General features: G+C 35.7%; 11 protein-coding genes and 1 pseudogene. All 12 read right to left on the reverse strand.

Features of this window, described 5'->3' with window-relative positions; translation table 11 throughout:
* Positions 1-14: 14 nt before the first annotated feature.
* The 12 genes and pseudogenes from H0486_RS17425 to H0486_RS17465 all read right to left on the reverse strand — a co-directional run bounded on the left by H0486_RS17425 (position 15) and on the right by H0486_RS17465 (position 11,161).
* Positions 15-1,889, reverse strand: coding sequence for an HlyD family efflux transporter periplasmic adaptor subunit (locus H0486_RS17425; protein WP_228354203.1), 1,875 nt, complete (start codon positions 1,887-1,889; stop codon positions 15-17).
* A 33-nt stretch (positions 1,890-1,922) separates the two neighbouring features.
* A complete protein-coding gene (locus H0486_RS17430; protein ID WP_228354204.1) occupies positions 1,923-2,375 on the reverse strand; it encodes a hypothetical protein in 453 nt (150 codons plus the stop codon).
* A gap of 13 nt (positions 2,376-2,388) precedes the next feature.
* Positions 2,389-2,913, reverse strand: a complete 525-nt coding sequence (locus H0486_RS17435) for a hypothetical protein (RefSeq protein ID WP_228354205.1) — start codon at positions 2,911-2,913, stop codon at positions 2,389-2,391.
* A gap of 175 nt (positions 2,914-3,088) precedes the next feature.
* The gene (locus H0486_RS18605) at positions 3,089-3,532 is read right to left on the reverse strand and encodes an ABC transporter transmembrane domain-containing protein (RefSeq protein ID WP_408647635.1); all 444 of its coding nucleotides are present in this window, start codon (positions 3,530-3,532) and stop codon (positions 3,089-3,091) included.
* 66 nt (positions 3,533-3,598) lie between these two features.
* A pseudogene (locus H0486_RS18610) lies at positions 3,599-3,918 on the reverse strand (cysteine peptidase family C39 domain-containing protein); the annotation flags it as partial.
* A gap of 1,771 nt (positions 3,919-5,689) precedes the next feature.
* A complete protein-coding gene (locus H0486_RS17445) occupies positions 5,690-5,995 on the reverse strand; it encodes a DUF6618 family protein (protein WP_228354206.1) in 306 nt (101 codons plus the stop codon).
* Positions 5,935-6,807, reverse strand: a complete 873-nt coding sequence (locus H0486_RS17450) for an ExeA family protein (protein WP_228354207.1) — start codon at positions 6,805-6,807, stop codon at positions 5,935-5,937. Before H0486_RS17450 ends, H0486_RS17445 begins: the two co-directional genes overlap by 61 nt.
* A 30-nt stretch (positions 6,808-6,837) precedes the next feature.
* Positions 6,838-8,145 (reverse strand): DDE-type integrase/transposase/recombinase, encoded by a 1,308-nt coding sequence (locus tag H0486_RS17455; protein ID WP_228354208.1) that lies wholly within the window; start codon positions 8,143-8,145, stop codon positions 6,838-6,840.
* A gap of 263 nt (positions 8,146-8,408) precedes the next feature.
* Entirely contained in the window at positions 8,409-8,693 is a 285-nt protein-coding gene (locus tag H0486_RS18850) for a DUF6431 domain-containing protein (RefSeq protein ID WP_408647636.1), read from the reverse strand.
* Positions 8,694-9,463: 770 nt separating this feature from the next.
* A complete protein-coding gene (locus H0486_RS18395) occupies positions 9,464-9,589 on the reverse strand; it encodes a hypothetical protein (protein ID WP_267024189.1) in 126 nt (41 codons plus the stop codon).
* 157 nt (positions 9,590-9,746) lie between these two features.
* Positions 9,747-10,745, reverse strand: a complete 999-nt coding sequence (locus H0486_RS17460; RefSeq protein WP_228354209.1) for a type II toxin-antitoxin system antitoxin SocA domain-containing protein — start codon at positions 10,743-10,745, stop codon at positions 9,747-9,749.
* A gap of 29 nt (positions 10,746-10,774) precedes the next feature.
* On the reverse strand, positions 10,775-11,161 hold the full coding sequence (locus H0486_RS17465) for a hypothetical protein (RefSeq protein ID WP_228354210.1): 387 nt from the start codon (positions 11,159-11,161) through the stop codon (positions 10,775-10,777).
* Between the last annotated feature and the right edge of the window lie 117 nt (positions 11,162-11,278).

An 11,278-nucleotide genomic window follows, 5' to 3' on the forward strand; every position in this document is an offset into this window, starting at 1 on the left:
ATATTCATCCTTTGCTATTTATCCATCCACAAATCAATTTTTTCTAGCAGGTATATAAGGATCCGTTTGTTTTCTGTAATCATCTGTGCTTGGCATGCCATTCCGGCCTTAAGATTGGCTTTCTGGCCTTTAGAATTATATAATTTATTTTTATCCAGAATCGCTTCAACTAGATAGTATGCAGAGCCCGAGCTTTGATCCACTTTCAAATCATTAGAGATACTAGTTATAGTACCCGTAAGGTAGCCGTACTCACTGTTTGGAAAGGCATAAACATTAAATTTCACCTTCATATCATTTTTTAGCTTACCAATGTCCTCATTACCTACATATATATTAACTTTATAATCACTGTCATTTTCCGGTATTATGCTGAGAACCTCCACCCCACCCTGCAGAGTATCTCCTTCCACAAGTTCAATATAGCTATTAACTGATCCTGACCTAGAGGCCTTAACGATAGCACTGTCGATCTGAGAGTTGATTTTAATAATACTTGCTTCTAGTTCTCTTTTCTTATTTCTATAAGTATTTATATTGTTTATCGTCGCAGCTAACTCGTTATTTCGATATTGAGCAATATTAACTTCCACTCCATTATCATCAAAAACCGTTTTTTCACCTTGAAGTTCTAGGCTTTGTTTGTTAGCTTCTAGACCTGCAATATTATCTTTCAAGGTATTAATCGCATTGTCCAATTCTACTATATATTGAAGTTTAAAATTATCCAATGCTGATATCCGATCGTTCTCATTCTGCTTAAGGAGTTTCTCCTTACTCATGGTGTTCTTTTTATTTAACGTAATCTCTTCGATGTTCTTTTCCATTTCGGTAATGTTAGAGGTTATATTATTCATAAAACTGATTTTATATGTATCGACTGCTCTTTCTGCTTCTTCTAAAGCATTCTTCGATTGTTGAACATCCCATTCTGAAACCGCCAACCCTTCCAGTGCCTTATTTACTTCATAGGTTTCCTTTGCCTGTTCATAGGTAGTTGTTAGATCTGCAATTTTATTTATATATTCTTCGTATTGTAGACTATAGGAACTTTCTGCATCAAATTGATTCTTACCATTTTCAATACTGGATTTTAGTATCTTCAAACCCATTAATGCATTATTATAATATTTTTGAGAATTAACAAGTCCCTCTTCTGCTGTGGATTTATTAATCTCAGCTTTAGCACTGAGATATTTTTGATTTAATATCTCGTAGTCGCTCTGGTACTTAAGATATTTATGATAGTATTCCAGTTCTTCACTTGACGTGGTAAATAAATTCTTATTCGAGATGATTGCAGATTTGAGTTTCTTTGTATTGTTAAACTCTCCAGAAAGTTTCACCAATTGATCAGTAACAGTATCTAAGCTCATCTCACGTTCCTTCACATTATAATCAACTTCATTCTCTGATAATTTACAGTTCATAAGATATGATTTCACTTTAACAAAATACTCTTCCTCATCAGGTACTTCAGTAAAATAATTAAATTCATCCTCTATTGACTTCTTATATTTATTAAGCATCACTAACGTATTGTCTGTATCAGCCAGTTGTTCATTATAATAATCTAGTTCCGTTAGTAAGTCTTCATGTTCGATAACATAAAGTGTATCTCCCTTTTTGACTATTGATCCATCCTTTATGTAAACCTCTTCTAATGTACCACCATAAGTATTGACCACCGTTGCCACCTGACTGTTTGGTCGAATTAAGCCCTCAGATTTTACTACTATATCAATCTTGCCAAAGTACATCCAAATCAAAGAAACTACCATTATGCCTAGCACTGCATAATTAAATATTACGAGAAAAAAATTTGGTTTTGATTCGAATCTTTCACGACTGTCAGATATCTCATTAATGTTTATTAGAATTGGTTTCACTTAATATTTCTCCTTAATGTAAAACAAATTTTATTATAGTATATTTGGATTAATACCTATATAAATTTCAACAAATGGCTTGCCTTCTTTTTTTGTCTGTACCAAATAAGCAGTTGTAATAGGTTGTAGTCTTTGGTCAAGTATATACTGGTTTACTGTATCAATAGCCTCTTGAATCCTTGTAATCTCTGTTGTCTTTGTATAAAGAGCATTGGATAATTTCAATGTGTTCTTGAAAACATAAGGTTCTTCAACCGGGATTCGATAAAGGACTGGAATTAATACCTCAACATCCAAAATCTGCTCTCCATTAACTATCTCGATAGATTTAGTTGTTGTGATAACATAATCTCCATTTGCAACAGAATAGTCTTTATAGGTTTTCACTAGATCAATTAAAAGATTTTGAACTTCTGCTGCTTTATATTTTCCTGAAATAGAAACCAAATTGTTTAACTCATAACATTGATTGCTTATTATTTCCATTTCCGATTCTCACCTACTTTCCTAATAATTCTATAAAAGGTTGTAAATTATTTAATGAAGTTCTGATTACATATTTTTTTTCTTGTACATTAAATTCATTATTAAGACTAATGATTACTTTTGCACGATTTATAGATGAATACCTTTTGATTCCATGTAATTTTATATTTTCCTTTTCAACTGATTTTTTAATACCTATAAAGAAAGTACTGCAATCATAAGCATATAAACCTTGATTTATTAACATACTAAATGTAATTACCATTAATGGCACTGCATATATTACAAATGGTAACTCCCAATTTACATATTGTTCAATATTAAAAATCACATCTAGAATACTAGAAATATATAATGCTAAATATAAAAAACCTACAATATAAATTGAAATCTCATACAATGTATCCATCAAAGATACTAGCTCATTTTTTTTCAAAAGTAATTTAAATCTAAAAAATGAGAACAGTTGAAAACTCATTATTGATATATAAATTAATGAATATGCAATAAGAATTATACAAAATGAATTATTAGACAATTATTTTTCCTCCTTTTTATAGCTTATGGGGATGTAGTTTTACACCCCCATAATTCTAAATTCAGTTATATTTACCAGCCTTGCGAATCGCTAAAACCGATAACTGCACAAGCTATACCGACACCAAATCCTACTGGTCCTGTAGCAAAACAACAAACCACGCCACCCGCAAATATTAATGCATTGCCGAGCCAACCTCCACCATCCACATTAAGTAATTCATTCCCTTAAGTACATGGTTGTAATATCCCAGAAGCAAAGCAATATCAAGTTTTTGACTTAAATACAACAATAGATGAGCTCGGATTGCTGACAATACTACCTTGAACAGATTCAGGAGAATGACTCCAATTGAAAATATATGTAATGTTTTTAATAAACCGGCTGATAAAATATCATCCAGAAGCACTTTAAAATAAAAGGATCCCAGAATGCCAAAAATGGTAATCAAAAGTGATGCCACAAATATATTCATAATTAATCGTTTCTGTGGTAATAACAAATGGAAAAACCGTTGGAATATACCTTTGGTTTCATCCCCCTTCGCAAAGGAATTATTTGGGACCATGATGATGAGAACACCACTCCATTGATACTTTGGTGGTTTACCTTCTTCCATTTTCTCACCAAAGAACTCCTCTGGAGTTAATTTAACTACTCCTTTTCCGGGGTCTGCTATTATAACATACTTCTTTGTGATCTTATGTATTACAACATAATGAAGAAGTCCGCCATCAGCAATAACGTGGGCGATACATGGAAGCGGAAACTCGGAAAAAAAGCGTTTTTGTCTCCCTTAACACCCTTTGCGGAAAACCCCAATTGTTCCGCAGCCTTAATAACACCATAAGCATTAGTTCCCTGCTTATCTGTTCCGGCCACCTCTCTTATTTTAGTAATAGATGTATGAAAACCATATTGCTTTGATATGGTTGCCAGACAGGCGGCACCACAATCTGTAATATCATATTGCTTGACGCAGTAATACTTTTTTAATAGTAGCATTAGTATCTCAACCTTAATTATTATTTTATTTTCTTAAATTTTACAATATAATAACTTGATTCAACATATTTGTCAATAGTTGGGGTGTATAAATATTCATTATTTTCAATATATTACAATTTTCATAAGTATATATGAGAATATTTGCTTGTTGTTTGCCAAGATATTGACGGCAGCCTTTCATCCATACTTCTATTTGACACTTCAGTTATTGAAGCTTATGTTAATGAAAACAATCCTAAATGCGCCAACCATATCATTAAACAGCTTAAAGCATATGTCAAATCTAATAATTATGATATTTCTTATGATCCTTAATAAAGCTGCATACACTTCTATGCCTACATCTGCTTCTGCTAATCATGAAGTAAAGTGATTATTTCGCAATAATGGCTCCAGAGCTACACCTGTGTAAGCCCCAGGAGATTTCATAATAGCTCCATGGGTTCGCAGAACAGCTCCACCCTTTGTTTGGCTTAACTACCTCCACTTCAAGGGTGATTTTGTGTCAATAGAGCGATTTATCGCTGGCTTTAGCCCTTGCTATTGACTCGTAATCACCACTTGAAGAAAATTTAAGTAGCCAAACACAATTGTAAAGCTAATACTTAAATAGGTGGAGCCATAAAGCGTATCGGTGGCTCCGCAAGCGCGAAATATTCAGTAAAGCAACAATATGTTAATGGGCATTTCTGTTTTGCTTATAAATTCGGAATCTTAACCAATGGTCTTGGTGTCGTTCGCTCTATCGATTTCTACAATAAAGATTATATTTCTTCTCATCCTGAAATAGCTGTTGAGAAGAAACCAAAATCTCCTGATGAAGATAAATCTCTTGCTGATACTAAAGCATTATTACCCACATTAAGGGATTTCAAAACACGTCATCCTGACATTAAGCAAATATCTTTTTCGGTGACTCTACCTTTGATTCTATCAAAATCTACAAATTGTTTTATCCCTTTAAAAATAAAACTTACAACGGATAACGTTGATTATACCTTCAACAAAGATGGAATTCCTTGCTTCCCTCATATTCCTAATCTTCCTTGAAACGAACAGGTAGCACATCCCATTTAAAAAGCAAACTTCCAACCATGATATTCGTATGTCTCAAATTGAAATAGGAATACAACCACGAAGATAAAACCAAACGTCGTGTTTGTCATTGTGATAATCATTGCAAACCATCATCCTGTGATAGAATGATTTATTAAAAAAATCTCGGAGCGTGTCCAGGTGTAGAACGTGGTTCTAAAGAATGGAATGAAACATGCAAAATCAGAGTAAATGTCGGAAAATCAATCAACAACTTTAAGGACAGTTTCTGTGTAGCTAATCGTAAAACAACAAACAGAAGACACTTCATGCCGATTCACTATTGGCTGGTACATCACAGCTGTTAACTGTAGTTTTGCCGATAAAATCAACCAGCGATAATATATTAGAAGTTTAAAGGTTCTCATAGCCTAGGACTTATCAAATCTATAAAACCCTGAGGCTTGTTAAGTGCGCCTAAAACTCCTGTGTGTTCATTAATTATTGTAGAATTCGTGTCTAGCACGTATTTTTCTTTATTTTTAATCAAGATTGCGAACAAACTTAGCGAGTTTCGCAATTACCTATTACTATTATATTATGATGGCCAGCTCTTATTAAAGCGAAGTGTTATTACCGCCTTCCATTGTCCAAAAACAGACGGGAACTTTTGTCCTATTTTTACCGGAATTACTGCCGGCTGAGCCGTTTATTAACTCAGCCGGCTTTCTTTTTATAATGATACTTTTATTTCTCTAATTGCTGTTGCTATTGTTATAGCATCTGCTATTCTTAGCTGTTTTGCTAGACACTCAGTATTCCAGAATAAATCCCCATAATCAGCTAACTCACATCCAACATCCCAGTCTGGAACACATACATAATGACCATAATCATGTTTTCCAATAATCACATGGTAATAGGAGCCTCTGCTTTGTATCTCGAATTCACATCGTTCCTGGCCACCTTTACATCTGGTTATTTCACCGGTCCACTTTGTCTTATTTTTCTTTGTCTCATGGGTGCAAACAAACTCCATTCTCCATACCTCCTATGAAAACTCGCATTCGAGAACCAGCTTGACAGCATGATCACTATGATTCGTTTTCTAGATTGACTTCCATAGAGAAGAATACTCGTACATACTTTATCTATAATTCTTGCCGTTCCCGAACTATACTGATGAATGGCATCAATAGCCGCTTCGCTGAATACTTCACTGGTACTTCCGGCATAATTCATCTGGTGACGGATATAGGCGCCTGTCTGGGAGCGGTCATAATGGTTCAATACACTTTGGATATCGATTCTCTGACGTATTGCTGTATAAGCCTGAAGCTGAAGCTTTTGCCAAAGTTCGGTCTGTCCTGTCAGTATCAGTCCCATAGGGCTTACGGAATCAAGCTTTACATTTAATAGAAAACGTATCTCCTCCAGCATCTCGCGGCTCAGTAGATGGCATTCATCGCAGACACATATGGGTTGAATTCCATGAACTGCTTTCATGATCTCGATTTCCGTATGGAGCTGTCTTTTGGCATCCCCACGGTTATACTTTGCCTGAAACCCCATCTGCTCCAAAAGAATTCGATAAAAGTTCCTGGGTGTAAGCTTTGAATCAGAGAGGTACAGAAACTTATACTTATTTCTATCTAGATCATTGCTAAGCTTGCGCAGTATCGTTGTCTTACCGGTTCCACAGTCGCCAGTCACTACCGCAAAGAGTTGTCGCTCTGCCACATAGTTTAAGCGATTTAGAATTTCCATAAGTTCCGTTGGCATATATAACGAATCTGTAGGGATACTTCTGGAGAATGGTGTTGCTTTAAGCTCATAAAACGTCTCATACATGACCTTCACCTCCGGATACTAAGTCTGGTTTCAATCCGGTGAATGAGATCGCTGTTTTGCGTATCGTCTGACGCTCCTTATTTTTTGTTCTGTCGCCCTTAATAGCCTTGATTCCTTTGCCGGAATGGCTTCCAGATGTTCTGGGAGTTTCGGTCTTTCTCCTGAGTGGCTTCCGATTTTTAATGGAGTGGCTGTACAGGTAGGCAGCCCTTTGCATTCTATCGTAACCTTCGAGATATCAGCAGCATCATAAACCACCTCTACCTTTTTATGAATCATATGCAGACCAAGCTCCACTTCGTATTTCTGCCCCATGAAGCTGATACATCCGCTCTTATTCACTTTTCTGGTTTCACAGGCAAGAAAAGCATCTGCTATCATCTCAGCCGATAGCATTCGTAGTTCATGTCGGTCTGATTGGTATGCCTCATAAGGAGATTTACCTTCTAATGCACTATGTCCCTTATGAAAGTAGCATTCCTCCATCCATACCTGATATAACCGGTTGAGCTCATCCAGGCTTTTGGGCTTAGATAGCTGTACTTCTCTCAGGAAAGAATCTACGGTCTGGTTGTATCTTTCCTGTTTCCCATTAGATTCTGGAGAGTATGGTCGCGCGTATAAAAGCCTAATTCCCAGCTTTCCGCAGGCTCTTTGCATCCAGTGTGTTCGAAATTGTTTCCCATTATCAAAGTAGACTGAGTCAGGAGCACCATATTTAAGCAGTGCTTTTCGGAAACAGTCCTGTACAATCTTTTGATCTAGAGTAGGATAGAACTCGGAATGTAAAACATGACGAGTACAGTCATCTAAGAAGCAGACCATGTAGGTGGGCTGTCCGTTCACATAAATACCATATTTAATATCGCTTTGCCACAGATAATTACGCCACGGTTTCTGAAATCGCCTGGCTCCTGTTACACTGCTTGCATAGGTACGCATCTGGCGACTGGAATACCCACGGTAATTCAGCTGATCCTGTAGAGTACTTCTTCTTAAAAACCCAGGTTCAACCTTACCTTCCCATTCCAGTATGCGGATCAATTCTGTGATACTCCTTTTGGGAACCTCTCTTCTGAGAGCAATGGATTCCTGTATGACATCCTCAGGTATAATGGAGTTACCTCCTCGTCCCGGACTCTGTGGCTTCAGTCCTTCAAAGCCTTTTTTCTTATAATCATTCAGGTATCTCCGTATCGTACGCTCTGATAATCCGGTCTGGATACAGATTTCTTCTTTTAATAGTTGAAGTTTATCTTTATCCAGTTTGGTGTCCATTAGAGGTGCAATGACCTTCAGTCTGTTAGCTGCGATTTCTTCGCTTCTCTTGTTATCCATGTAATCCTCCTTTGTTTGTAGGAGGATTTCTCCTCCCTTGTTTGTCTGATAATGGAATCCTATCAGAGCCAAGGAAAGTAATCTACGCAGAACGGGTATGTAACCACCGACCGGAATTAACAAGATATCGGACAAGCTTTTTCAGCCAGCCGGTAACACCAGTGCTGGGATCGATACAAAGAGTTAGATTATTAATTTCATTGCATAATTCTATATCATAATCATAAAGAAATGTAAGTGATATCAGTGTATTCTTATAGTATTCACGGAGCAGAAAAAAACCAAATCTTCAAACGGATAGCAGTGCTTAGTTCACAGGGATAATCATCAGTTTCAGTATTAGAAGATGAGATGATAAGTTCAACTGTCTCTGAACTGTACCTTTTATAGGGAACAATGAGATCTGGTAGTTCGTGATGAACCCGTCCACAACCTAGGCAGCGTAACCTTCTAATTATTAAAATTTTCTTTTCACCGTTGTATTCGATTATTCCTCGTTTGCGGCTCCCGATTACTTTTAATCGTTCCTCACAATAGGGACATGGGATAGTCTCTCTGCTCCTTACACAAAAAAATCTTTTGAGGTCTTGCCATCAAGATAATAGTTATGTATAATAATCATAGTTGGTTAGGAGCATTCCCGAGAACTGAGTTGGTAGCGCAGTTGTCATTAAGGGGATGCTTTCTTTCTATAGTTTTATACTCGTCAATTCATGGACAGGCAAGTATGGTAGCTCTCGGAAAAATCCACGCGGTAAAAACACGAAGTATTCAGGACTAATTAATATACAACCTCTAATATCATAAAACTAAGGTAAATATTGAGTTTGAGACCTTGGCTACTAAACGACGCCTATTATCTTTAAAATCAATCTTTTCCTAAATAGCGCAGCCATCTGGCGACCATGTCCATGCCATATGGCAAGCATATGTTCGATTCCCGTTATCCGCTTACAATAAAATAAGACCTATGACACAGGTTTTTTCTGTGGCATGGGTCTTATTTTATTGTAAATGTGATGACCAAAAGAAGTGAACCCAAGAATAAAAGTGCGAACCCTCTGGTGAGCACCTTTTATTCTTGCGACGGCTTTCCGGGTTTTCGGAAAGACGTTGTTCGATAAGGAACTGCCGATGGCAGTTCCTGCTTCCCGTTATCCGTTTAATCGAAAAGAAGGTGCTTCATCGTTTTTTGGCTGACTATCTGCTTTTTCGTTATGTGATTATATAAGGTAAGTTTTCACTACCATAATCTAACCTCCATATAAAAACGAGCCGTTTTACGACATACTCAGGTCATTAAATTCAATACATTTTGCTAGTGTCGTGCTGCTTTGTGATTTGCTAATGTCTTTCCAGCTTTACTCTTTGAACTAGTACTAGATGAACTGCTAGCAAGTGTCTTACCTGCTTTACCTACTTTTCCACCATGATGAACTGCCATAATACATACCTCCTTTGCAATAATCTCCATGCAAATTAGTGTACCCTTTGATATTATTATTTTGCGAAAATAAAGTCAAAGAATACTTTGACAAGGGAATAGCTAGAGCATAGGCTCTGGCTTTTACTATGTGAAGAGCTTTATTCTTTTACATACATCACAAATAACTTCGAATATATCTGTTTAATTTTTCCTCTGTGTCAATGCCATACTTATTTGCAATCAAGTTGAAATACTTCATAATTTCATTCTTATCAATTATTACCCGTGATAGCTGTAATGGATCATAATTATTTCTAGCTTCTTTCCATGGACTTTCATTATGAGTAATTGTTTCTAATACTTTTCCACTATATTTACCAAATGTATTAATAACCAGATTAATTACTTTCTTCTCCTGATCACTTAATTCCACAAAGCGTTCTTTAAATATTGCAAATCGATTATCCTCTATCGGGTTATATTTGAAATCTTTAAACAAATCGTAAACTTCCTCATATACCGGTCCATGAACCCATGCCATACAATCTTCCTTAAACAAAGGTTCACCATACATAACCATGTATATCCCCTGAATAAAATATAAGATTTTCTGTAATGCTAATGGGGTTATTTCCTGCATTTGGTCAAAAATATAAGATATGGTTAAAAGCATTTTGTTAGAAATGCAAAAAAGTCCTGCTACTTTTTCTGCTGCCTTAATTGCTTTCTTATATGCCGTTTCTCCCATCTTCTCGGCATTTTCATTTAACAATTCAATCATATAATTCGGTGATGACAATGCTTTTTTTATAATATCTGAGTATTCTTTAGATGGCATCTGACCTAAAAGATATCGTGTGATAGTAATTTCGCCAAATCCAAGTGCAATGGATAATGGAGCTTTTCCAATGTTATATATATTCATTATTTTTTTAATATCATCAACACTAATAAGACCTTCTTCTTTTCGGTACTGCTCATCAATACTTTTAATGTTAAAGTCTAATAACCCAGGAATGTCCATCTCCTCTCCACACTCATCACACACAGCAATTATTATCTCAAAGTCATAGTTTTTTTCTTTAATCACTTTTTGGACAATTTTCTTACGCAGCTGATACGCCGTTTCTTTTCTGCATTGTGTACAGAAATCAACCTTTCTCTCCTTTACCATTTAGTTATCCTCCTTTAATTCCCTTCATTTTACTTAAACTTATATTTCAATGGATACATTTGTTTATGAAATGAAATAACAATTACATAGTTTGATTCCAATTTATTAATTTTGATGTAGAGAGAGATTAATTCTTCCCCAGTACCAAATCTATGTAATAAATTTTCGTCTTTGCCAAATACATATAGCATTTCATGTTCATATCCAACATGTTCATTTGGTAGTATCTCAGAAAAATCCAAAGCTGCAAGACTAAGCAAGATTTGTTTTCTCTTATCCTCGTCTATTAAATAATCCATGAATAAATCCTGATTGGCTTGCCTTCTATCATTCATTTCTACTCTATATTTATCGGCATTAATTGATGTTTTTACCTCTTCCAGGTATTTTTCAATATCTGCGATTGTTATTTCCAATTTAGCACCTCCATATTATTATGATAGGTTTTTGTTGATATCCTATCATTATAATAGGCTGATGATTGCTTTTTGTCAATATCCTATCATGCTGTTTTTTATTCCGAGAAGAGATAT

It is taken from the genome of Variimorphobacter saccharofermentans, from assembly GCF_014174405.1.
GTDB lineage: Bacteria > Bacillota > Clostridia > Lachnospirales > Lachnospiraceae > Mobilitalea > Mobilitalea saccharofermentans.

What these genes read in the sequence shown, in the direction of transcription:
- H0486_RS18395 (WP_267024189.1), bottom strand. Translation starts at nt 9,589, where the DNA reads ATGGCAGTTCATCATGGTGGAAAAGTAGGTAAAGCAGGTAAGACACTT.
- H0486_RS17445 (WP_228354206.1), bottom strand. Translation starts at nt 5,995, where the DNA reads ATGGAGTTTGTTTGCACCCATGAGACAAAGAAAAATAAGACAAAGTGG.
- H0486_RS17460 (WP_228354209.1), bottom strand. Translation starts at nt 10,745, where the DNA reads ATGGTAAAGGAGAGAAAGGTTGATTTCTGTACACAATGCAGAAAAGAA.
- H0486_RS17455 (WP_228354208.1), bottom strand. Translation starts at nt 8,145, where the DNA reads ATGGATAACAAGAGAAGCGAAGAAATCGCAGCTAACAGACTGAAGGTC.
- H0486_RS17430 (WP_228354204.1), bottom strand. Translation starts at nt 2,375, where the DNA reads ATGGAAATAATAAGCAATCAATGTTATGAGTTAAACAATTTGGTTTCT.
- H0486_RS17450 (WP_228354207.1), bottom strand. Translation starts at nt 6,807, where the DNA reads ATGTATGAGACGTTTTATGAGCTTAAAGCAACACCATTCTCCAGAAGT.
- H0486_RS18605 (WP_408647635.1), bottom strand. Translation starts at nt 3,532, where the DNA reads ATGGAAGAAGGTAAACCACCAAAGTATCAATGGAGTGGTGTTCTCATC.